The sequence below is a fragment of the Larsenimonas suaedae genome (assembly GCF_023712105.1).
Lineage (GTDB): Bacteria > Pseudomonadota > Gammaproteobacteria > Pseudomonadales > Halomonadaceae > Larsenimonas > Larsenimonas suaedae.
Genome location: NZ_JAMLJI010000001.1, coordinates 1,024,192 through 1,046,110, shown reverse-complemented (window position 1 = coordinate 1,046,110; position 21,919 = coordinate 1,024,192). Strand labels below are relative to the sequence as shown.

Below are 21,919 nucleotides of genomic sequence, written 5' to 3'. Positions count from 1 at the left end.
TTATTCAAGGCTTTAGGTGTCATGAAAATGTCTTAGCTTAGCGTCTATAGTTGAGAAAGATCCGATAAACGCAGGAGCAAGACATGGAATTTCAGCAGTTTCTACACGCCATCCGTCATCTGAACTCAGGTGAAGTCCGCGTCGTCAGCCACATGGGCAGCGACCTTTATCAGGTCGAGCTTCGCCCTGAAGAAGGTGAAAGCAGCCTGCTCAAGCGCCGGGGCAAGCCTCAGCTGTTTCGCTCGCTTGACGCCGTCTACAGCACGCTTCGCCATGCAGGTGTCCACCGGGCCTATCTGGTCAAGACCACGCCCCACGACAGCGATGACGTTGCCCGTGGTGCCTCCTACAAATCCCCGATGACCTCACACATTCCCCTCGTTTTCTGATGACCCGAGGCCCGGATGCGACATCCGGCCCCGGGGTATTTCCCGCCACCGTCTTTCCCGACCAGCGCCCCTTCGGTTTCAATAGATACCTGCCCATTAGTGCTGTCTGAGCCAAGGATAGCCCTTTTCGATGGGTGCTCTGCCCTCAGCACTGATAGTATGGGTTTATTGAAATTCAAGGAGTGATTAGATGAGTGACCAGGCCCGATTTGGGGTATTGATGGCGAACCTTGGCACGCCCGAGGCCCCGACCCCGGAAGCCGTTCGCACCTATCTTGGTGAATTCCTGTGGGACCCACGTGTCATCGACATTTCCAGACCCGTATGGTGGGCCATCCTGAACGGCTTCGTGTTGCGCACACGGCCGAAAAAAGTGGCCGAGGCCTACGCGTCCATCTGGACCGAGGATGGGTCTCCGTTGATGTCGGTCAGTCTCAAGCAGCAGCGCGCGCTCAAGGCCGAACTCAAGGCCCGCTTCGGCGTGGATGTACCGGTGGCGCTTGCCATGACGTATGGCAAACCCTCGATGGAAGAAGCTGGCCTCGAGCTTCGTCGTGCAGGCGTCGAGCGCATTGTCGTATTGCCGATGTATCCCCAGTTTTCGCGTTCGACGACCGCCGCTGTGTTTGATCGGCTGGCCAAGGCGTTGAAGCCTTGCCCCCACTTGCCCGAGCTTCGCATGATTCGCGATTTTCACGACCATCCGGGCTACATCAAGGCGTTGGCCAACTCGGTGCGAGAGCATTGGCAGCAGCTTGGCAAGCAGGGACATCTTTTGATGTCCTACCACGGCGTGCCCAAGCGCTACGCCGAGGAGGGAGACCCGTACCCGAGGCACTGCGAGCGGACCAGTGCGCTGGTGGCTGAAGAGCTGGGCCTTGGGCCGGATGAATGGACCATGACCTATCAGTCACGCTTTGGCCGTGAAGAATGGCTCAAGCCCTACACCGACGAGGTATTGACGGCCTGGGGCAAGGAGGGCCGGGAGCACGTCGATGTCATGTGTCCGGCATTTTCGGCCGACTGCCTGGAAACGCTCGAGGAAATCGCGATGCAGAACAAGGAGTTTTTCCAGGACGCCGGCGGTGGCGAGTATCACTATATTCCGGCGCTGAACGACCGAGACGACCATGTTGCGATGTTGGCGTCTCTGGTCGAGCAGCATACGCAGGGCTGGTGATTACCGCTTGGACGCGGTCGACTCCTTGGTGGCGCCCCCGGATTCCTTGAGTTCGTAGGGGCGCCCGCGGGTGGCGTCATCGCAGGGCAGCTTGTGATGAAGGCCGCTCATGGTCAGAAGATGGGCGCTGACCGGGGTCGTGATGAACAGAAACAGGGTAATCAGCATTTCCTGCATGCTGAGCGTGTCGGTTCGAAGCCAGTAGTAGCTCATGGACGCGAGCAGGATGCAGCCAACGCCGAGCGTTGTGCTCTTGGTCGGCCCGTGCAGGCGCATGTAGAAATCCTTGAAGCGAACCATACCCATCGCGCCGACCACTGCGAATACCCCACCGAAAATCAAAAAGGCCGATACCAAAAGCTCCAGCGCAAACCGCCAATCCATCGTGGTCTCCTTATTCGATGATGTCGCCGCGCAGCAGGTATTTACAGACCGCGACAGTACTAATGAACCCAAGCATCGCGATCAAGAGCGCGGCTTCGAAATACAGCGTGGTCTTGAGCCACATGCCATAGAGCACGATGGCTCCGATGGCGTTGACGTACATGGTGTCCACTGCCGCGATGCGATCCGGCAGGCTCGGGCCCAGAATCAGCCGATAGAAGTTCAGTGCGATCGCAATCATGAACAATACGGCGCTTATCTCGACGGCGCGCTCTAGCATCCGAAAATCTCCTTGAGTGGCTTCTCGTAACGCTCATAGATCTCATTGATCAGCGCCTCTTCGTCCTCGAGGTCGAGCGCATGAATCAGCACCGTGCCTTCATGAAGTCGAAAATGCGCTGATATGGTGCCGGGGGTCAGCGAGATCGTACTGGTGAGGACCGTAATCGCGAAGTGATCGGTCATCGACAGCGGATACACCACAAAGTAAGGCTTGGGCTTGTGCCACGGAGAGAGCACCAGTTTCGAGACCTCGTAGTTGGCGACGATGATGTCGCCGATCAGCCTCAGAATGTATCGAATTAAAAGCCAGGGCCGCTGGACGTCCGGCTGCCGGTCCCAGAAACGGTAGGTCAATCGTGGCAGGGCGATTCCGAGGATAACCGCCATGATGATATTGCCGGGGCTGAGCGAATTTTGAAGCATCAGCCAGACCGCGACCAGCAGCAGCGTCAGAAAAGGCGTCGGAATCAGGCGCGTTGCTGGAATCATGGCGTCTCCTCGCTGTTACTCATCGGCATCGCCTGATTTTCAGGGTCTGGGTTCAGGATGGCATCGATGTAGCGCGCTGGGTGATCGAGCTGTTCGGCGGTTGCATCGGTAAATTGAGTGATCGGGCCTGCCAGTAGCGCAAGAAGCGGCGCCGCGCCGATCAGAGCCGCAGTCGCGATGCCCCGGGCAGGCCCGGCCAATGGGCCACTTGCCTCCCCCTCGCTTGAGCGCCAGAAAAAGGTCGATCCGGCGCGTGAGGCCGCGACGATGGCGCAGAGTCCAGCAACGAGCAGGATCGACCAAAGCCATACGCGCGCGCCTTCCGGCGTGGCCTGTAAAATCATGGCCTTGCCGATCGCACCGGAAAAGGGAGGCAGTCCCGCGATACCGGCCATGCCGATGAAAAACAGCGTTCCAAGGAGGGCCGGTTGGCGTAAGGGGCGGCTTTTGACGATGCGCGCGCCGGCCTTGCCACGCTGATCATCGATAAGGTCCGCGAGCAGAAAAAGCCCCCCCGTGACCAGTGTGGTCTGGGGCATGTAATAGAGAAGCGCCGAGAGGCTTTGCTGGCCGGGAAGGCTGGCCGCCGCCAGAAGCGTTCCGACCGACACCAGAACCAGATAGCTTACAAGCGTGCGCATGTCCCGCGCCGACAGGCAGCCAACAGCTGCAAGCGCAAGCGTTGCAAGGCCGCCCCACCAGATCCAAGGGCTTGCCATATCGGCAAGCGCGCCCGCCTGATTACCGAAGATCAACGAGAACACACGCAAAATGGCGTAGATGCCGACCTTGGTCATGATGGCAAACAGCGCCGCCACCGCAGCCGGGGCGGCGGCGTAGGCGCGCGGCAACCAGAAATAGAGCGGCAGCATGGCCGATTTCAGCGCGAACACGGTCAGAAGCAGCAGGCCGGCGGCCATGGTAAGGCCCGCGCTGCTGGTGTCGAGGGTCGCGACCTTTTGCGCCATGTCCGCCATGTTCAATGTGCCAAGCGTGCCATAGAGCACGCCGAGCGCGATGAGAAACAGTGAGGAGCCGGCCAGGTTCAGTGCGACGTAGTGAAGGCCTGACTGGGTGCGTGCCTTGCCGCCGCCATGCATCAAAAGAGCGTAGGAGGCGATCAGGAGCACCTCGAAGAATACAAACAGATTGAACAGGTCGCCGGTCATGAAGGCGCCATTGATGCCCATCAGTTGCAGCTGGAAAAGGCCGTGAAAGTTGGAGCCTTCCTCATCCTGGCCTGCGCAGGCGTAAAGGCCCGCGAACAGGGCAAGCACTGAGGTCAGAAGCACCATCAGCGCGGAAAGGCGATCCAGTACCATCACGATGCCAAAGGGCGGCTGCCAGTCGCCGAGGGCGTAATAGCGGATAGTGTCGTCGCTTGCCATGGTTATCAACGCCACACCGACCGCCACCAACAGGGCCATGGCGCTGAGACTGACCAGGCGTTTGAATCGGGCGCTGGCGTCGCGCTTCCAGAGTATGGCAAGGCCTGCAAACAGCGGCAGGATAATGGGCATGACCAACAAATGATCCATCACTTACGCTCCTCGCGCGGCTCATCGGTTCGCTGGCCGTCGACACTGTCGCTGCCGAGATCGCCTCGGGTGCGCATGGCAAGGATGACCACGAAGGCCGTCATGGCGAACCCGATCACGATCGCCGTCAGCACCAGCGCTTGGGGCAGGGGGTCTGCGTAGGGAAAACTGCTATCGACGATGGTGGTGCTCTTGGAGGCAAGGCCGCCCATCGAAAACAGGAACAGGTTGACGGCGTAGGACAAGAGCGTCAGCCCGACCACCACCGGAAAGGTGCGACCGCGAAGCGTCAAATAGATGCCGCACGCGGTCAAAACGCCGGTGACGGTTGCGTAAAGCGCTTCCATTACTGTTTCTCCTTGGTCGGCCGGTGCGAGGTGGTGACCTTGCCGAGGTTGGCAAGAATCATGAGCGTTGCCCCGATGACGGTCAGATAGACGCCGAGATCGAACAGCAGGGCGGTGGCAAGCTCGATATCACCGATCACCGGGATCTCGAAGTGCCCGAAGCTCGAGGTCAAAAAGGGCGCATTGAAAATCCAGCTGCCAAGCCCCGTAAGTGCTGCGATGGCAACACCTGTAACCGCAATGGGCTGATAGTTGAAGGACAGCCGCCGTTGAGACCATTCAACGCCGCGCGCCATATAGATCAGGATAATGGCGACGGCGGCCACGAGACCGGCGATGAAGCCGCCGCCCGGCAGGTTGTGACCGCGCAGGAAGATGAACGCGGACACTAAAAGCGCCAGGGGCAGCAGCGTTTGAGAAACCGAGTACAGAATGACCGGGAAGCGCTCGGGCGACCATGGCCGTCCCTCGAGGTCGCTTGAGGGCATGAACAGTCGCAGCCGATTGAGCAGTTTATAGATAGCGACCCCGGCGATGCCGAGTACGGTGATCTCACCGAGCGTATCGAAGCCACGGAAATCGACCAGGATCACGTTGACGATGTTATGGCCACCGCCGCCTGGAACGCTGTTCTCGATGAAAAAGCGTGAAATGCTGTCGACCGGGCGCGTGATGACCGCGTAGTTGAGGCTCGCGATAACACCGCCAAAGGTCCCGGCCAGTAACAGGTCGCGAAGCACGCGCCCACCGGTGGACTCCTTGGGCGTCTTCTGCGGCAGGAAGAACAGCGCAAGCATCAACAAAATGATGGTCACGACCTCGACCGCCAGCTGCGTCAGTGCCAGATCCGGCGCTGAAAAGCGCGCGAAGGTCAGTGACACCAGCATGCCGACGACGGACAGGAACAAGAGCGAAATCAGACGCTTTCGGTGGGTCATGATGGTGCCGATTGCGGCCAGGCACAGGATGACGCCGCCGATGATCAGTACGCTGTCGACGGGTTGAACGACCTTGTCGCCGGCAAGCCTTGGCACCTGAAAAAGCCCCGAGGCCGCGAAGCCGACCGCCGTCAACAAGAGCCAGAACATGTAGCGCTGCAGAGAGCCATTCTCGAACCGATCAATGCTCCACTGACACACCTTGACCAGTTTCTGCACCATGTTTTCAAACGAGTCGCGGGCGTTCAGGGTCTTGAACTGGCGGTGAAAGCGGTAGATATGATCGCGTGCGATATACACCATCAGACCGCCCATGAGCGCAATGCCGCTCATCATCAGCGGCAGGTTGAAGCCATGCCAGAGCGACAGGTGAATCTGGGGCGGCTCGCCCGGCACGACTGCCGCAGTCGCGGCTGTCAGAATCGGCTCGATCAGAATCGCCGGCAGGATCCCTACCAGGACGCAGATCAGAATCAGCACTTCGATGGGCAGGCGCATATATCGGGGCGGCTCATGAGGCGTCTTGGGCAGATCCTTGGGCTCGCCGTTGAAGAAAACGTCATGAATGAAGCGAAGTGAGTACGCCACCGACAAAATACTGCCAAGGGTGGCCAGTGCCGGAATGATCCAGGAAAGTCCGCCCAGCATCTGGGCATCGAGGCTTTGAGCCAGAAACATTTCCTTGGAAAGAAAACCGTTGAGCAAGGGAACGCCTGCCATCGATGCCGAGGCCACGGCGGCGAGCACGGTGGTGTAGGGCATGTAACGCCACAGGCCGTTGAGCTTTCGAATGTCGCGCGTGCCGCACTCATGGTCGACGATGCCGGCCGCCATGAAGAGCGACGCCTTGAACGTTGCGTGGTTGATGATGTGAAACACGGCCGCAACGGCTGCAAGCTCGGTATTGAACCCGAACAGAAGTGTAATGAGGCCCAGGTGGCTGATGGTCGAAAAGGCCAGAACCCCTTTCAGGTCCTGCTTGATCAGGGCGAAAAATGCCCCGTACAGCAGCGTGGTCAGGCCTACCAGCGTGACGATATAGAACCACTCGTCGGTGCCTGAAAGGACAGGGTAGAAGCGCGCCAGCAAAAAGACGCCGGCCTTGACCATGGTGGCGGAGTGAAGGTACGCCGACACCGGCGTCGGAGCCGCCATGGCGTGAGGCAGCCAGAATTGAAACGGGAACTGGGCCGATTTGGTGAAGGCGCCCAAGAGCACCAGCAGCAAGATCGCCATGTAATAAGGGCTTGATTGAATGAGATCGCGGCTTTCGAGCACTGTGGTCAGGTCGAACGAGCCGACGACGTTACCGATCAAGAGAATGCCCGCCAGCAGGCAGAGCCCGCCTGCGCCGGTGACCGTCAGGGCCATCCGCGCGCCCTTGCGCGCACTGCTGAGCCCGGACCAGTAGCCAATCAAAAGAAACGACGAGAGGCTGGTCAATTCCCAGAAAAACCACAGAAGGAGCAGGTTATCGGAAGTAACGATCCCAAGCATCGCGGTCATGAACAGCATCAAAAAGCCATAAAAGCGCACGATCGAATCGTTTTCCGACAGGTAGTAGCGGGCGTAGAGAATGATCAATAGCCCGATGCCAAGCACCAGATACACAAAGAGTAGCGACAGACCATCGAGTCTGAACGCAAGGTCCAGGCTCAGGGACGGCACCCAGGGCAAGGACACCGTTGGGATGTTGCCGGCAAAGACGCTTGTGGTGTGGTAGGCGGCAACGCCGAGGGCGATGGCCGGGAGAATGGCCACCAGCCAGGCAATGGTCGTGCGTTTGAAGCGGGCGCTCGCAAGCGGTACCAGGCTGCCGATGAGCGGCAACAATACGATCAGTAGCAGGGTCATGAAGACGTGCTCTTTTTATTCAGTGTAAAGCCGCAGGTGATGCGTCCGGAAAACGTAGCGTGTGCTGCTCGTCACAGTGGTACTAGCATGGCAGAAATCAGGCGGGCGGGTCGGTCAGAAACGGCAGTCGGTGAGTGCGGGGTGCATCAAGCCAGGCGGGCGCCAGCTGCGACGGTGCAACCTCGGTAACGGCGTGGCCGTTTTCTGCCCGACACATCAAGGGCGCGGGCCTTGTCTTTATTGTCTGGCCTGAAACGGTCATGGCGTCTCTCCTTCATCCCGGCGCTTTCGGGCGGTCTTCCCGGTCAGCGCGTCGACCCTTCTATAGCTTGTTGAAAGTGTTATAAAAAAAGCCATAGTATTTTTGATCGTCATGGAATGTATCATGGCCCTGCCACACTCGCCAGTCATAAGCCGCCCTGATCGGCCAGCCTCGCTTAAGTACAGTTCATGCATCGATGAGTCTGGCTGGCTCTGGCTGCACCACTCAATCTCGCTCAGGAACCGCTTACAATGCAACACACCTATACGTCGCATATCGCCTGGCACAGCGCCAGCGGCACGACCGATTACCGCGCCTACTCGCGTGATCACGAGCTTCGCTGCGCTCAAAAGCCCGTACTCGACGTCAGCGCCGATCCGGCCTTTCTAGGAAGCGCAGAGCGCCATAATCCTGAAGACTTCTTTTTGGCCTCGTTGAGCAGCTGCCACATGCTCTGGTATCTCCATCTCTGTGCCGACAGTGGTGTGGTTGTGCTGTCCTACGATGACCATCCGACGGGCACACTGGTGCTGGAGCCCAGTGGGGCCGGTGAGTTTACGGCGGTGCGGCTGGCCCCGCGTGTCGAGATCCGGGCGGATTCGGACGCCTCCCGTGCGTTTGAGTTGCATGAGCGCGCACATGGCTACTGCTTCATTGCGCGCTCGGTGCGCTGCACCATCGAGCTGGCTCCCGACATCGTCAAGTCAGAAGCTTGAACATCGATTCGGCAGAAGGGCCCTGGTCCATGGGCTGGCAGTTCTATCCTACTGAAAAGAGCGCGGGCACGTTCAGAACAGGCGGGACAGAAGGCTGACCACAGCGGTTTCGACCCGAAGGATGCGCGACCCAAGGTGGATGCCCTGCATGTCAGCGGCTCTGAATGCCTCCACTTCATAGTCGATGAAGCCGCCCTCGGGGCCGATGGCCAGTACGACCGGCGGTGCATCGAGTGCGCGCCCGTGGGGGCAGGCGTACGTTTCGCCAGGGTGGGCGAACAGCCCCTGAGCGCTTTCGAGCAGGCCGGGAAGGCGATCTTCCACAAAGGGCTTGAAGCGCTTTTCAAGAGTGACCGTTGGCAGGCGAGTGTCCTTGCACTGCTCAAGGCCCAGAATCAGATGGTGGGTGAGCTTGTCGGGGGCAAGTTCCGGGCTTTGCCAGTAACTCTTCTCGACCCGACGTGTGTGTAGTAGCGTAATTTGCTTGACCCCGAGGGCGGCCATGTTTTCAAGGCTTCGGGCGAGCATGCGCGGGCGCGGCAGAGCCAGAACGACGTGCACGGGCAGAGGCGCGGGAATCGGCGTGTCGAGGTGCTCGATGGTAAAGATCGCCGATTCATCGTCGAGCGCGTCAAGGCGAGCGCGCCCCATCGGCCCGTTTTCAAGCCCCACCGAAAGAGAGTGACCGGGGGCTGCCTTGTGTACTTCTTTCAGGTGTTTCAATCGCCTGGGATCGGTCACGGTAAGCTGGGCGCCGATCTGGCTTGAGGCGGGCAGTAATACTAGATTCATAAGGGGTCCTCGACTGGCGCGCCCATCATAGACCATTCGCGGCGATGGTCGAATGCGTACAGCCCGCTTTTTTTCTGCGATAATTTCGCAACGCTTTTTCATCGAAAACGGATACGGATCCCGAATGAAGGTTTTGATTATTGGTGGCGGCGGTCGCGAACACGCCCTGGCTTGGAAAGCGGCGCAGTCTGATCTGGCCGAAATGGTTTTTGTCGCCCCCGGCAACGCCGGCACCGCCCGGGACGAGGGCATGACCAATGTAGCCATTGAGGCTACCGACTATGAAGCGCTGCTGGCGTTTGCCAAGGACAACGGCATCGATCTGACGATTGTCGGGCCGGAAGCACCGCTGGTGGAGGGTGTAGTCGACCGGTTTCAGGCCGAGGGGCTCGCGATTTTCGGGCCGACCCAGGCGGCCGCTCAGCTCGAAGGGTCGAAGGCCTTTACCAAGGCCTTTCTCGAGCGTCATGCGATTCCGACCGCCGCCTACGGTAATTTCGCCGATGTGAACGAGGCGCTGGCGTATCTTAAAACGCACCCGGCGCCCATCGTGATCAAGGCAGACGGTCTGGCGGCCGGCAAGGGGGTCGTTGTTGCCATGAGTGATGATGAGGCCGAGGCCGCCGTGCGAGACATGCTGTCAGGCAATGCGTTTGGCGATGCCGGGGCGCGGGTGGTGATCGAGGAGTTTCTCGAAGGCGAGGAAGCCAGCTTTATCGTGATGGTCGATGGTGAGCATGTCCTGCCGATGGCCACCAGTCAGGATCACAAGCGTGCAGGTGAGGGCGATACCGGCCCCAATACCGGCGGCATGGGGGCCTATTCGCCCGCGCCGGTCGTAACGGACGACGTTTATGCACGCATCATGGATGAGGTCATCTGGCCAACGGTCAAGGGCATGCGTGAGGAAGGCCATCCGTATACCGGGTTTCTGTATGCCGGGTTGATGATCGATGAGGCCGGCGCGCCCAAGGTCATCGAATACAACTGCCGCTTCGGTGACCCGGAAACCCAACCGATCATGATGCGTCTTGAGAGCGATCTGGTTGCGCTGTGCAAAGCCGCCTGTGACGCGCGCCTTGATGAGCAGTCGTGTCACTGGGATTCGCGCGTTGCCGTCGGTGTGGTGATGGCGGCGGCCGGTTACCCCGAGGCGTATGAGAAAGGCCATGAGATCACGCACCTCGATGACGCCGAACGTCATGGCTGCAAGGTGTTTCATGCAGGCACTCGCGAAAACGAGCGTGGGCGCGTGGTGACCAGCGGTGGGCGTGTGCTTTGTGTAACCGCACTCGGTGAGGACGTTCGCTCCGCCTGCGAGAGCGCCTACCTCGGGGTGGATACTGTCCGGTTCGAGGGCGCGACCGTTCGCCGTGACATCGCGCACCGAGCGATCGGGCGTCTGGGGTCGTAATCGCGTAATCCGCTGCCTTTAAACGGCGTCGATCATCATCTGGGAGGAGAGCATGTCTCGAGAGTATCCGATCGTGGCCGTGACCGGCTCGTCCGGGGCGGGAACGACCACCGTTCGTCGAGCGTTCGAGCGCATGTTCGCCCGGGAATCGATCCACGCCGCCGTCGTTGATGGTGATGCCTTTCACCGGTATACCCGCGAAGATCTGCGGCGCATCTTCAGAGAAGAGCCCGAGCGCAAGGCAGAGCTTTCACACTTTGCGGTCGAGGCCAACCTGCTCGACCGGCTCGAGGGACTGTTCAGGGAGTATGGCGAACGTGGTGGCGGTACCTACCGTCACTACATTCATGCCGAAGACAAGCAGATGCTGGAGGCCGGCTATCAGGTCGGCACCTTCACCGAATGGCAGCCGCTGCCTGAGGGCACGGATCTTTTGTTCTACGAGGGGCTTCACGGTGGGCTGGTGACGTCCGAGTACGATGTGGCTCGCCATGTCGATCTGCTGGTGGGCGTGGCGCCAACCATGAACCTCGAGTGGATTCAAAAGATCAACCGCGATACCAATATGCGGGGGTACTCCCACGAGGCCGTGGTCGATACCATTCTTGGGCGTATGGAAGATTATGTGCACTACATCCTGCCCCAGTTTTCGCGTACCCACGTCAACTTTCAGCGTGTGCCGACGGTCGATACGTCGAACCCGTTCGAGATTCAGGATATTCCAAGTGACGATGAATCCTTTGTCGTGATTCGCTTTCGCGACCGTCACGGTGCGGACTTTCCCTATCTGTTGTCCATGATCAAGGACTCATTCATGGCGCGGCCGCATACGCTTGTGGTGCCGGGTTCAAAAATGCCCCTGGCCATCGAGCTTGTGATTACGCCGCGCGTTGAGTCATTGTTGTCCAAACGTCGTTTTCGATGAGGCTAACCCTCGAAAGGAAAGGTTATGAGCACTATTTTTACCAAGATCATCAATCGCGAGATTCCTGCCGACATCGTGTATGAAGATGAGCACGTTCTGGCGTTCAACGACATCGAACCTCAGGCGCCGCACCATGTGCTTATCATTCCCAAGCGCGAAATTCACACGCTCAACGACTTGACCGAGGGCGATGCCGAGCTGGTCGGGCGCCTTCATATCACTGCGTCCAGGATCGCGCGCGAACGCGGGTTTGCCGATCAGGGCTACCGTGTGGTGATGAACTGCAATGAGTATGGTGGCCAATCGGTCTATCACATCCATCTTCATTTGATGGGCGGACGCCAGATGAGCTGGCCGGCTGGCTGAGCCGAATGCCTGCATCAAAAAAAGCCTCGAATGAGGCTTTTTTTGATGCAGGTGGTGCTTTCGGTGGCCTCTGCCTATGGTTGTAGCATGAGGGCCTACAAGGAGAGAGACAGATGGCGTTGAATCGAACCGACCGAATGATCAGCCAGTTCGATACCCTGTTGCGCGTACTGGTGCCCAGTGCCAACGAGCCACAGAGAGCGTCGCCGGCGCACACCACCAGTGACGGCGCCTTGTCGGCTGAAGTACGAAAGCGCTCGGCGCGCTCGGTCAAGGGGCAGTACACCCATGCCCTCTGCGTGCAGGCAATCTATCAAGGGCAGATGCTGGCTTCGCGCTCGCCCAAGGCGCAGGCGCGCAGCCTTCAGGTGGCTGGTGAGCAGTGGGATCAGCTTGGGTGGTGCCAGCAACGCATCCGCGAATGCGGTGGGCGTTCGGCCAGTGTCTTTGATCCGCCCCTGTACGTCGGCGCGATGGCAAGCTCTGCTGTGTTGGCCCGTATCAACGAATCGGCCGGGTTGAGTTTCGTTCATACCGTGACGCAGGCCTCCCATAAACACCTGGAGCGCTCGATACGTCACTTGCCGGAAGACGATCGACGGTCAAAGGCTGTTTTTCAAGCCATGCAAGGGGATAACGCTCACCATGCCCGCCAGATGCTCGAAGCCGGGGGCAAGAGCTGGCCGATGCCGTGCCGCTGGGCATTGACCATGGCCGCGCGGGGCGTGTCTCTGATCGGTCGCCATGGCTGAGCGCACGTGAAGTAGGTCTAGGGTATAAAAAACGGCGTCCATATGAGTGTGGGCGCCGTTTTTTGCTGCACGAGAGCGTAAGATCCGCTCAGTCCATATTGCGGGAGTAGAAAATCTCCAGCATTTCCCGACGCAGGCGCCGCTCGATGTCGTCGGCTTCTTCAAAGGACAGCTCCCGACGCGAGGTGCCAAACAGGTAGTTGTCGAGATCAAAATCCTTCAGGAGCATCTTCGTATGGAACATGTTCTCCTGATAGACGTTGACGTCGATCGTCTGATAGGCGCGCTTGGTATCTTCTGAGATGTAGTCCTGGATCGAGGTGATGTCGTGGTCGATGAACAGCTTCCTGCCGTCCACATCACGCGTAAACCCGCGTACTCGGTAGTCGGCGGTGACGATGTCGGAATCGAAGCTGTGGATCAGATAATTCAGCGCCTTGAGCGGTGAAATCATGCCACAGGTCGAGACATCGATGTCGAGCCGAAAGGTACTTATTCCGTTGTCAGGGTGCGACTCGGGGTAGGTGTGTACCGTTACGTGGCTCTTGTCCAGGTGCGCAACCACGGTTTCAGGCAGTGGGCCGGGGCCTGGTTCTGCATTTTCGCGGCTCAGCGGCTCTTCCAGCTCATGCTCTGCGATCAGGATCGTGACACTTGCCCCGTGGGGCTCATAGTCCTGGCGCGAGATGTTGAGCACGTGCGCGCCGATGATGTTGGTGACATCCTTCAGGATCTGAGTCAGGCGTTCAGCGTTGTAGAGCTCATCGATGTAGTCGATGTAGGCTCCGCGCTGCTCTTCCGTTTTCGCATAGCAGATATCGTAGATATTGAAACTAAGCGAGCTGGTCAGGTTATTGAACCCATGAAGTCGGAGCTTATCGGACAATTCCGAGCCTCCCAAACGTATCAGCGGTAGTAAATGCCCGGCGCATCGGCCAAGGCCCGGAGAAAGGCGCATTATGCACAGCCGCCTGCCTTGGCGCACCTTCCTTTTTCAACGACATTGTCAGCGTTTCATCCTCAAAGGGTTATGCGCTTTCCTTCATTTCAAACGAGTGCGTGATTTCAACGCCGCCGGCTTCAAGCATTAGTGACGCGCTGCAGTACTTGGTGGCCGAGAGTTCGGTGGCGCGCTTGACCTGACTCTCTTTCAGCGCACGTCCGGTCACGACGAAATGAATATGAATCTTGGTAAAGACCGCGGGCGTGGTGTCGGCGCGCTCGGCCTCGATGGTCGCGACGCAATCAGTGACGGCCTGGCGCGATTTTTCGAGGATGTTGATGACGTCATAGGACGTGCAGCCGCCCAGGCCCATCAGCATCAATTCCATGGGTCTCGGGCCGGTATTGCGCCCTCCGTTGTCCGGGTTGCCATCGATGACCACGCTGTGGCCGCTGCCGGATTCGGTCACGAACTGGCGCCCATCGGTCCATTTGACGGTTGCTTTCATCGGTCTGTCTCGGGTCGTTGGAAAATGAGGCGAATGTTACTGGATCCCGCTCAATCGTGCATCCAGTTCGGCAAGACGCTCAGGCGTCCCCACATCGAGCCAATCTCCGTCAAAGCGTTCACCACGAACCCGGCCGCCCGCCATGGCATTTACCAGGTAGGGCGCGAGCCGGCTTGGCTGCTCGCACGGACCGCCTTCGAACAGGGCCGGGCTCATAAGCGCGATGCCTGAATACGTAAGCATTGGCTGGCCGTGCTTTAAAACGTCACCGGTCTCGGTGAGATGAAAGTCGCCGTCTGGGTGATGGTCGGGGTTATCAACCATCACCAGATGTGCAAGAGCGCTATCGAGGGTGGCGCATGGGTCGATGGGGTACGTGCAGTACACATCCCCGTTGACCAGCCAGAACGGCGCCTCGCCAAGCATGGGCAGGGCCTTGATGATGCCACCGGCGGTTTCAAGCGGTGTAGGCTCAACGCTCCAGTGAAGCGTCATTCCAAACGCCTCGCCAGTACCGAGCGCTTCCATGATCTGCTCACCCCGGTAGCTTACGTTGATAACGACCTCATCGATGCCGTAAGCCTTCAGTCGGTCGAGGTGATGCACGATCAGGGGCTTGCCGCCGGCAAGCAGCAACGGCTTTGGGCAGGTGTCGGTCAGGGGGCGCATGCGGGTGCCGAACCCGGCGGCCAGAATCATTGCTTTCATGACGGGAGCGCCTCCGGGTGTGAAAGGGCTGTTGCAAGTGCGGGGCGGAACTCGCGCTCGAACCAGTCGAGCAGGGCGCGTTCATCAAGTGCGGCGAGCGCGGCGCAGGCGTGATCGAGGAAGTGAGGCATGTGCCCAAGGTAGCGCGGCTTGCCGTCGCGGAAGGCGGTTCTGCAGAAGCCGCCCAGTACCTTGATGCTGCGCTGGGCACTGGTGGCCTCGAAGTCGGCGCGAACGCGCTCGGGTGAGCGCTCCGTGATCAGTCCTATACCCTGTGCCTTGCCGTGAAAGGCCGCGACCCAGTGATCGAGCTTCGCCGCCGGCCAGGGGGCGTGGCGGTCACGCAGCAGGCAGGTCAGGTCGAAGCTCAAGGGCCCCCTGAACGCGCCCTGAAAGTCAATGACGCGTAGTCGCTCGCCCTGCACCATCACATTCTGCGCCGTGTAGTCACGGTGGGTGGTGACGTAGGGCTGGTCGGTGATCGCATCCACGATGCGCTCAATCGCCTGTGGCCAGTCAGCCGGCGGCGTCAGTTCGAGCCACGGCAGCGTCCATTCGAGCACCAGGTTCATTTCGTCGCGAAGCCGCTCGGCGGTATAGACGGGCAGACCCTCGGTGGGCTGGGCTGCGATGCGGGTTGAAAGACTCAGCGCGTGATCGATCAGCGTGTCGACACGGTGTTCATCGTCGAGCGCTTGTCGTAGCATGATGTCGCCGAGGTCTTCGAGTACAATAAACCCCTCTTCGAGCGTGTATTCGAAGAGGGCTGGTACGGGAATGCCCGCGCTTGCCCAGCGTGCCGCGATGTCGACAAACGAGGTGCTGTCTTCGAGCGCAGGCGGCGCATCCATGACGATGCGCGTTTGCCCATCGGGCAGCGTCAGACGAAAATACCGCCGGAAACTGGCATCGTCGGCGACGGTGTCGAGCAAGAGGTCATGGGCGGCGCAGTCATGACACGCAGCCAGCCATCGCACCATGTGCGTGAAACGGTCAGACATAGTGTTCCTGTAGTCGGTCGTGCCGGGGCGAGTGGGTATCGACGATGTACCTTACCGATTTTTTCAATCATGTACATGGGATCATTCCCGGGTCTTTATAAAAGCAAGGATGACGAACAATATGGGGCAGCGTACCTTCTGGACCGCCGCGTTGACTGGGGTCCTGGCCGGCGCCGCGCATGCGGAGCCACCGGCCACACCGCCGGCCAGTGAGCTTGATTGGCAACCCTGGGGGCAGGACCGTCCGGCCGATGCGCTGTGCCGCGGCCGGTACGTCATGCCTTCTTACCGTATCGAGCCGGGCGAGACCGACGCTCAGGTGCGAAGCACGTCGGATCAAGCCGGCTACGGGGACGGCGGCGAAACGATCCTGAATGGCGACGTTGTACTTCGGCGTGGCAATCAGCAGGTCGAAGCGCCTGAAGTGGCTGTCAATGAAGCGCGCACGCGCGCCCACGTGACAGGCCCACTGGCGTGGCGCGCCAGTGGCGCGCTGGTGCGCGGCGATAGCGCCGACATCGCGCTCGACAGCAAGGCCGCCAAGGTCGACGCTGCCCACTACGTCTTTCATGATCAGCATGCTCGGGGCGACGCGCGCTCGCTTGCCCGCATGAAAGACGGCCGCTATCGGCTTCGAGAGGCAAGCTTTACCACCTGTGACCCTCAAAGCAGCCTCTGGCGGCTGGTTGGTAACGACGTCGTGCTTGACCGTGAAAACGGCTACGGCACGGCCAAGCACGCACGCCTTGAGATCGAGGACATTCCGGTCTTCTATTGGCCCTGGGTGCGCTTTCCAATCGATGACCGTCGACATACCGGTGCGCTCTGGCCGTTGATCGGCTATTCCGGCTCCGACGGGCTCGACTACAGTCAGCCAATCTATTTGAACCTGGCGCCCAACTACGACGCCACCATCACCCCGCGCTACATTCAAAACCGGGGCTCGATGCTCGGCGGTCAGTTCCGCTACCTGTTGGGTGACAGCGCCGCCGGCCAGCTGGAAGGTGCCTACCTTTCAAGCGATGATGGCGGTGAGGACAGCGACGACGATCACGCCGGTGAAGACCGCTGGTACATCAACTACACCCAGACCGGGCGCCTGTCCCCGCGCACCCGCTATGACCTTCGCTACGGCGCGGCCAGCGACGGCGACTATTTCGATGATCTCGGCCAGAGCTTCGAGGAAATCGACACCGATCATCTGGAACGGCTGGCGCGGCTGGATTATCGCGGTGAGGTCTGGCATCTGCAGGGCCGGGCGCGGGGCTTCCAGAAAATGGACGACCCGCTTCGCGATGACGACAAGCCGTTCTACGAGCTGCCAGCGCTGATCGCGGATGCGCGTTGGCGTCAGGACAACGGTCTTTATCAGGAGTGGAACAGCTCCGCGACCTATTTCTGGCGCGATATCGATCACAACGACGTGCCGCTGAATGAGTCTGCCAACGGCTCGCGGTTGCACGCCGAGCCGGCGCTTGGTTATCGCGCCGATGCCAGCTGGGGCTTTTTCGAGCCGCGCGCCGCGCTCTGGTATTCCCAATACGAGCTGGACTACGGCAACCGAAACGACGCAGACCTAAACGGGCGCGGTGACTCGCCGTCCGTGGCGGCGCCGGTCTATTCGATCGATTCCGGCCTGATCTTCGAACGCGACTTTTCGGCCTTTGACAGTGACTGGCGTCAGACTCTGGAGCCACGGCTGTTCTATGCCTACGTGCCCGAGCGTGATCAGGACGATGCGCCGGTGTTCGATACCAACCCCCAGGCGTACTCCATCAACCGTCTCTGGTCACCGTACCGCTTTACCGGCAGTGATCGCATCGGGGACGTCAACAAGCTTTCCTATGGGGTGAGTTCACGGTTCCTCGAGGGCGAGACCGGCCGCGAGCGTCTCAAGCTCTCGCTGGGCCAAAGCCGGTATTTCGAAGACCGTGACGTGACCGACAACGACCCGAGCAAGAATTACGACGACCCGAACAGCGAGTACTACTACAACAACCACCGGGACTATTCGCCGGCTATCGGCCAGATCGACTGGCGGATCAACGACCGCTTCAGCGCGCGCTATACGTTGATGTATGACACCGAGCGCGACCGCACCGAACGCAACGCAACGTACCTGAACTATCGTCACCCTGACGGCAGTGTGCTGAACTTGGGCTATCGCTGGGAAGTGCAAGGGTTTGATCCCGCAGGCGACCGCGAAGACCGTCTCGGCTACAACCGCAACGAGTATGACGTATCGTTCGCCTGGAAGGCCTCGAGCAGCGTCTCGTTGATCGGCCGGTACCTTTACGATGAAACCAACAGCCGCTCGCTCGAGAAACTGGCCGGTATCCAGTTCAACGATTGCTGCTATGGCGTTGAAGTGGCCTGGCGTGAGTGGGTCGACGACGACGATACCGCCAATACCATTTTGGATGACGAAACCAAGCGCGGTATCTTTCTTCGGTTCGTACTCAAGGGCCTGGGTGGTCTAGGTCAGGATCCGGAACCGTATTTTTCAGACGCCGTGCCGGGCTATACGCCGACCACGTTTTAATGCATCAAGGCGTGTCTTACGCCGATGAATGTCAGGATATAGAGAGCTTTATCATGCGCAAAACGCTACTGGCCCCGCTGGGATTGGCGGCCGTCATCGGTCTGTCCCCCCTGGCTCACGCAGCCGCTCAGCCGCTCGATAGGATCGTTGCGGTGGTCAATCAGGACGCCATCATGCAAAGCGACCTGAACCGTCGTCTCCAGGAGGTGCGCGAGCAGCTTGATTCGCGCGGCGTCACGCCGCCGCCGATGGAAACACTCAAGCGCGAAGTGCTCGATCGCATGATCCTTGAAGACATTCAGCTGCAGATGGCCAAGCGAGCCAATGTAAGCGTTGATGACGACCAGCTCAGCCAGTCGCTCCGACAGGTCGCGAAGAGCAATGGGTTCGAGTCGGTGCAGGCCTTTCAGGCCGCGCTCGGCAAACAGGGCGTATCGTTTGATTCCGTCCGTGAGCAGGTGCGCCGCGAGATGATTATCTCGCAGGTTCAGCGACAGAAGGTTGCCGGGCGTGTGTCGGTGTCGGATCGCGAAGTCGAACAGTACCTGGACCACCTGGGCGCGGCCGACAAGGCCCAGTACCATCTGGCCCACATTCTGGTGTCACTGCCTGATAATGCCTCTGAAGCCCAGGTTGCCAAGGCGCGAGCCCAGGCCGAGAAACTTCGAGCGCGAATCAAGGCCAGCGGTAAATCGTTCGAGGAAATGGCCGGCCAGCTTGCCCAGCAAAATCCTTCGCTTTCCGGCGGGGATCTCGGGTGGCGTCCACGCAATGAACTCCCGACGATCTTTGCAGACGTTGTGCCTGCCATGAGCAAGGGTGAAATCAGCGAGCCGATTCGAAGCGCCAGCGGCTTCCATCTGGTTGAGCTGGTCGACAAGAAGGGCGGGCAGCAAAAGCTCATCTCGCAGGTGAAGGCGCGCCATATCCTGATCAGCCCCAACCCGAACCGCAGCGACGCCAAGGCTCGGGCGCTTGCCGAACGCATCTATAACGAGCTCAATCAGGGCGCTGATTTCGACGCGCTTGCCAAGCAGTACAGCGATGACAAGGGCACTGCGCTCAACGGCGGCGAGCTCGGCTGGAGCGAACCCTCCGAAATGGTGCCGGCGTTTGCCAAGGCTCTTGAATCCCTGCCACAGGGCCAGATTTCAGAGCCGGTCAAATCCCGGTTCGGCTATCACGTGATCGAAGTTGAAGGGCGTCGTCAGCGCGACGTCACCGAGCAGGCTCAGCGCGAACAGATTCGCCAGAAACTCTTTACGCGCAAGGTCAACGAGGAGCTCGAGAGCTGGCAGCAGGAAATCCGGGCTTCGGCGTACGTCGACAATCGTCTCAATGACGGTGGCTCTTGAACAGCGACGCCATGAAGGCCGAGCTTGCGCCGCTGGTGATTACTCCGGGTGAGCCGGCCGGGATCGGCCCGGATCTCATTGTTGATCTGGCCTGTGACCCTGCTGTGGCTGCCAGCGGCGCGCGGTGGGTGGCGGTGGGCGATCCAAGGCTTTTTGAAGCGCGTGCTGTCGCGCTCGGGCGAACCCTTGAAGTGGAGCTGGTAACGTCGGATACCGTGCCGGCGCCGATTCCGGGTGTCCTGTTCGTCTGGCCGGTCATGCTTAAGCGTCCGGTTACGCCAGGGCGTGTGCACACCGACAATGCCCGTTTCGTGCTGGAGACGCTCGATGTCGCCATCAAGGCCTGCCGGGAAGGGCGTGCGTGCGCCATGGTGACCGCGCCGCTTCACAAGGGCGTGATCATCGACTCAGGTGAAACCGGCTTTACCGGTCACACCGAGTATTTGCGCGACGCCTGTGGGGTGTCGGATGTGGTAATGATGCTTGCCACCGAGGCGCTCAGAGTGGCGCTAGTGACTACGCATCTGCCACTTCGAGCGGTCAGCGACGCGATCACCGACGAGTCAGTCACGGCGACGCTTGAGATCGTGGCCGCCGACTTGTCGCGGTATTTCGGCATCGAGTCGCCGCGCATCGGGGTGTGTGGGCTTAATCCTCACGCCGGTGAGGGTGGCCATCTCGGGCATGAGGACGGCACCATTATCGCCCCGGCACTCGAGCGTCTGCGCGCCCGAGGCATGAAGCTCACGGGCCCCTTGCCGGCGGATACGGCCTTCACGCCGCGCTATCTCGATGTGCATGACGCCATGGTCGCCATGTACCACGATCAGGGGCTGCCGGTGCTCAAATACGCCGGTTTCGGGCGCGCTGCCAACATCACATTGGGTCTTCCCATCATTCGAACCTCGGTCGACCATGGCACTGCCCTCGATCTGGCTGGAACCGGGGCTGCCGAGCGCGGCAGCCTGGACGTTGCCATCGAGCAGGCCCTCACCATGGCGCGGTCGGCCACGACATCAAGTACGCAATCCTTATGACGCATCAAGCACCCACGCCGCACCGGGCGCGCAAGCGCTTCGGGCAAAACTTTCTGCGCGACCCGGGCATCATCGACCGGCTGGTTCGTTCAATTCATCCGGTCGCCGGAGATCGGCTGGTGGAAATCGGCCCAGGCCAGGGGGCGTTGACCGAAGGGTTGTTGAACGGCGCCAACGCGCTGGATGTGATTGAACTCGACCGTGATCTGATCCCGGGGCTTAAGACCCAGTTTTTCAACTACCCCGAGTTTCGCGTTCATCAGGGCGATGCGCTGGCGTTCGATTTCAGAGCGCTGGCGGCCGGTGAGCGCCTGCGCGTGGTGGGTAATCTGCCGTACAACATTTCCACGCCCCTGATCTTCAAGCTGCTCGAGGTCCATGAGGTGGTTGAGGACATGCACTTCATGCTGCAAAAGGAAGTGGTCGAGCGGTTGGCGGCGCGTCCCGGTGGCGGCCAGTGGGGAAGGCTTTCGATTCTCGCCCAGTATCACTGTCAGGTGGATCACTTGTTCGATGTGCCGCCAGAGGCCTTTGTGCCGCGTCCGAAGGTGGATTCCGCCATCGTTCGGCTGCGCCCCTATAAAACGTCGCCGTTCGAGGCGACCGACCCCGAGCGGCTGGCTCGTCTGGTCAAGCAGGCGTTTTCCCAGCGTCGCAAGACCCTTCGAAACAACTTGAAGCCGCTGATGGCGGGTGAGGCCATCGAGGCACTTGAAATCGACCCGGGCAAGCGGCCAGAGGCCTTGACGCTTGATGAATACATTCGGTTGACCAATGCGCTGCCAGAGGAGCCCGCTCATGACGGACACGCCTGAAACGCCGGACATACAGGTCTCGGTGACTTCCGAATTCGTGGCTTCTGAATCCGATGCCAACGCCCAGCAGTTTGTATTTAGTTACGACGTCGAGATTCGCAACACCGGTGAGCGCGACGTTCAGCTCTTGCGCAGGTATTGGAAAATCACGCAGGGCAGCGGTGAAGTGCAGGAAATCGAAGGGGAAGGGGTGGTCGGTGAAATGCCGATCATCGCGGCCAGAGGCTACTTCAGCTATCAAAGCCGCGCCGTCATCGATACCGATATTGGTGTGATGGAGGGGCATTATACCTTCGCCGACCCGGAGTCGGGGGAGTTTCTGGTGCCGATCCCACCCTTTCGGCTTGCGCCGCCGAACCGCGTCCATTGACGGCAGGAGAGA

24 protein-coding genes are annotated in these 21,919 nt (G+C 60.0%); 12 read left to right on the top strand and 12 right to left on the bottom strand.

The features are described from left to right. The first annotated feature begins 83 nt into the window (after positions 1 to 83). Both NAT49_RS04915 and hemH read left to right on the top strand, forming a co-directional pair. Positions 84 to 389, top strand: a complete 306-nt coding sequence (locus NAT49_RS04915) for a DUF6482 family protein (RefSeq protein WP_251591155.1) — start codon at positions 84 to 86, stop codon at positions 387 to 389. Between the two features lie 190 nt (positions 390 to 579). Next, positions 580 to 1,569, top strand: a complete 990-nt coding sequence (gene hemH / locus NAT49_RS04910) for a ferrochelatase (RefSeq protein WP_251591153.1) — start codon at positions 580 to 582, stop codon at positions 1,567 to 1,569. Here hemH and NAT49_RS04905 read toward each other — a convergent pair whose 3' ends face one another. The 7 genes from NAT49_RS04905 to NAT49_RS04875 form a co-directional block, all read right to left on the bottom strand. Continuing rightward, entirely contained in the window at positions 1,570 to 1,953 is a 384-nt protein-coding gene (locus NAT49_RS04905) for a Na+/H+ antiporter subunit G (protein ID WP_251591144.1), read from the bottom strand. It lies immediately after the preceding gene. A 10-nt stretch (positions 1,954 to 1,963) separates the two neighbouring features. Further along, the gene (locus NAT49_RS04900; protein ID WP_251591142.1) at positions 1,964 to 2,233 is read right to left on the bottom strand and encodes a K+/H+ antiporter subunit F; all 270 of its coding nucleotides are present in this window, start codon (positions 2,231 to 2,233) and stop codon (positions 1,964 to 1,966) included. Then, positions 2,227 to 2,724, bottom strand: a complete 498-nt coding sequence (locus NAT49_RS04895; RefSeq protein ID WP_251591134.1) for a Na+/H+ antiporter subunit E — start codon at positions 2,722 to 2,724, stop codon at positions 2,227 to 2,229. Before NAT49_RS04895 ends, NAT49_RS04900 begins: the two co-directional genes overlap by 7 nt. Next, on the bottom strand, positions 2,721 to 4,265 hold the full coding sequence (locus NAT49_RS04890; RefSeq protein WP_251591132.1) for a monovalent cation/H+ antiporter subunit D: 1,545 nt from the start codon (positions 4,263 to 4,265) through the stop codon (positions 2,721 to 2,723). The genes NAT49_RS04895 and NAT49_RS04890 overlap by 4 nt, the downstream gene beginning before the upstream one ends. Further along, a complete protein-coding gene (locus tag NAT49_RS04885; RefSeq protein WP_251591130.1) occupies positions 4,262 to 4,609 on the bottom strand; it encodes a Na+/H+ antiporter subunit C in 348 nt (115 codons plus the stop codon). The genes NAT49_RS04890 and NAT49_RS04885 overlap by 4 nt, the downstream gene beginning before the upstream one ends. Next, positions 4,609 to 7,401 carry a monovalent cation/H+ antiporter subunit A gene (locus NAT49_RS04880; RefSeq protein WP_251591128.1) on the bottom strand — a complete coding sequence of 931 codons (2,793 nt, stop codon included), beginning with the start codon at positions 7,399 to 7,401 and terminating at the stop codon, positions 4,609 to 4,611. Before NAT49_RS04880 ends, NAT49_RS04885 begins: the two co-directional genes overlap by 1 nt. Positions 7,402 to 7,498: 97 nt before the next feature. Next, the gene (locus NAT49_RS04875; RefSeq protein ID WP_251591122.1) at positions 7,499 to 7,663 is read right to left on the bottom strand and encodes a hypothetical protein; all 165 of its coding nucleotides are present in this window, start codon (positions 7,661 to 7,663) and stop codon (positions 7,499 to 7,501) included. A 251-nt stretch (positions 7,664 to 7,914) separates the two neighbouring features. Here NAT49_RS04875 and NAT49_RS04870 point away from each other — a divergent pair, with 251 nt between their 5' ends. Further along, entirely contained in the window at positions 7,915 to 8,379 is a 465-nt protein-coding gene (locus NAT49_RS04870) for an OsmC family protein (RefSeq protein WP_251591120.1), read from the top strand. Between the two features lie 72 nt (positions 8,380 to 8,451). On the opposite strand, the gene NAT49_RS04865 is transcribed toward NAT49_RS04870, so the two are convergent. Then, positions 8,452 to 9,171 (bottom strand): 16S rRNA (uracil(1498)-N(3))-methyltransferase, encoded by a 720-nt coding sequence (locus tag NAT49_RS04865; RefSeq protein ID WP_251591118.1) that lies wholly within the window; start codon positions 9,169 to 9,171, stop codon positions 8,452 to 8,454. A gap of 124 nt (positions 9,172 to 9,295) precedes the next feature. Between NAT49_RS04865 and purD the strand changes: the two genes are divergently transcribed. From purD to NAT49_RS04845, 4 genes are all read left to right on the top strand, one after another. Continuing rightward, positions 9,296 to 10,585: a phosphoribosylamine--glycine ligase gene (purD, locus tag NAT49_RS04860; RefSeq protein ID WP_251591116.1), complete on the top strand. Its 1,290-nt coding sequence runs from the start codon at positions 9,296 to 9,298 to the stop codon at positions 10,583 to 10,585. A 52-nt stretch (positions 10,586 to 10,637) separates the two neighbouring features. Continuing rightward, the gene (locus NAT49_RS04855) at positions 10,638 to 11,510 is read left to right on the top strand and encodes a phosphoribulokinase (RefSeq protein WP_251591109.1); all 873 of its coding nucleotides are present in this window, start codon (positions 10,638 to 10,640) and stop codon (positions 11,508 to 11,510) included. Positions 11,511 to 11,534: 24 nt separating this feature from the next. Next, the gene (locus NAT49_RS04850; protein ID WP_251591107.1) at positions 11,535 to 11,876 is read left to right on the top strand and encodes a histidine triad nucleotide-binding protein; all 342 of its coding nucleotides are present in this window, start codon (positions 11,535 to 11,537) and stop codon (positions 11,874 to 11,876) included. A 113-nt stretch (positions 11,877 to 11,989) separates the two neighbouring features. Further along, entirely contained in the window at positions 11,990 to 12,628 is a 639-nt protein-coding gene (locus NAT49_RS04845; protein ID WP_251591105.1) for a 3-demethoxyubiquinol 3-hydroxylase, read from the top strand. Between the two features lie 88 nt (positions 12,629 to 12,716). Here NAT49_RS04845 and speD read toward each other — a convergent pair whose 3' ends face one another. The 4 genes from speD to NAT49_RS04825 all read right to left on the bottom strand — a co-directional run bounded on the left by speD (position 12,717) and on the right by NAT49_RS04825 (position 15,788). Then, the gene (gene speD / locus NAT49_RS04840; RefSeq protein WP_251591102.1) at positions 12,717 to 13,514 is read right to left on the bottom strand and encodes an adenosylmethionine decarboxylase; all 798 of its coding nucleotides are present in this window, start codon (positions 13,512 to 13,514) and stop codon (positions 12,717 to 12,719) included. A gap of 142 nt (positions 13,515 to 13,656) precedes the next feature. After that, positions 13,657 to 14,079 carry an OsmC family protein gene (locus NAT49_RS04835; protein ID WP_251591101.1) on the bottom strand — a complete coding sequence of 141 codons (423 nt, stop codon included), beginning with the start codon at positions 14,077 to 14,079 and terminating at the stop codon, positions 13,657 to 13,659. A gap of 36 nt (positions 14,080 to 14,115) precedes the next feature. Then, positions 14,116 to 14,787, bottom strand: coding sequence for an N-acetylmuramate alpha-1-phosphate uridylyltransferase MurU (gene murU, locus NAT49_RS04830; RefSeq protein ID WP_251591093.1), 672 nt, complete (start codon positions 14,785 to 14,787; stop codon positions 14,116 to 14,118). Beyond that, the gene (locus NAT49_RS04825) at positions 14,784 to 15,788 is read right to left on the bottom strand and encodes an aminoglycoside phosphotransferase family protein (protein WP_251591090.1); all 1,005 of its coding nucleotides are present in this window, start codon (positions 15,786 to 15,788) and stop codon (positions 14,784 to 14,786) included. Before NAT49_RS04825 ends, murU begins: the two co-directional genes overlap by 4 nt. Before the next feature lie 121 nt (positions 15,789 to 15,909). On the opposite strand from NAT49_RS04825, the gene NAT49_RS04820 reads away from it, so the two are divergent. Genes NAT49_RS04820 through apaG form a run of 5 tightly spaced genes read left to right on the top strand, consistent with a single transcriptional unit; the run spans position 15,910 to position 21,907 of the window. Next, positions 15,910 to 18,330 carry an LPS-assembly protein LptD gene (locus NAT49_RS04820; RefSeq protein ID WP_251591088.1) on the top strand — a complete coding sequence of 807 codons (2,421 nt, stop codon included), beginning with the start codon at positions 15,910 to 15,912 and terminating at the stop codon, positions 18,328 to 18,330. 53 nt (positions 18,331 to 18,383) lie between these two features. Next, on the top strand, positions 18,384 to 19,685 hold the full coding sequence (locus NAT49_RS04815) for a peptidylprolyl isomerase (protein ID WP_251591086.1): 1,302 nt from the start codon (positions 18,384 to 18,386) through the stop codon (positions 19,683 to 19,685). Between the two features lie 11 nt (positions 19,686 to 19,696). Further along, positions 19,697 to 20,722, top strand: coding sequence for a 4-hydroxythreonine-4-phosphate dehydrogenase PdxA (gene pdxA, locus NAT49_RS04810; RefSeq protein WP_251591945.1), 1,026 nt, complete (start codon positions 19,697 to 19,699; stop codon positions 20,720 to 20,722). Next, a complete protein-coding gene (rsmA, locus tag NAT49_RS04805) occupies positions 20,719 to 21,537 on the top strand; it encodes a 16S rRNA (adenine(1518)-N(6)/adenine(1519)-N(6))-dimethyltransferase RsmA (protein ID WP_251591084.1) in 819 nt (272 codons plus the stop codon). The genes pdxA and rsmA overlap by 4 nt, the downstream gene beginning before the upstream one ends. Next, positions 21,521 to 21,907, top strand: coding sequence for a Co2+/Mg2+ efflux protein ApaG (gene apaG, locus NAT49_RS04800; RefSeq protein ID WP_251591082.1), 387 nt, complete (start codon positions 21,521 to 21,523; stop codon positions 21,905 to 21,907). The genes rsmA and apaG overlap by 17 nt, the downstream gene beginning before the upstream one ends. Positions 21,908 to 21,919: the final 12 nt, after the last annotated feature.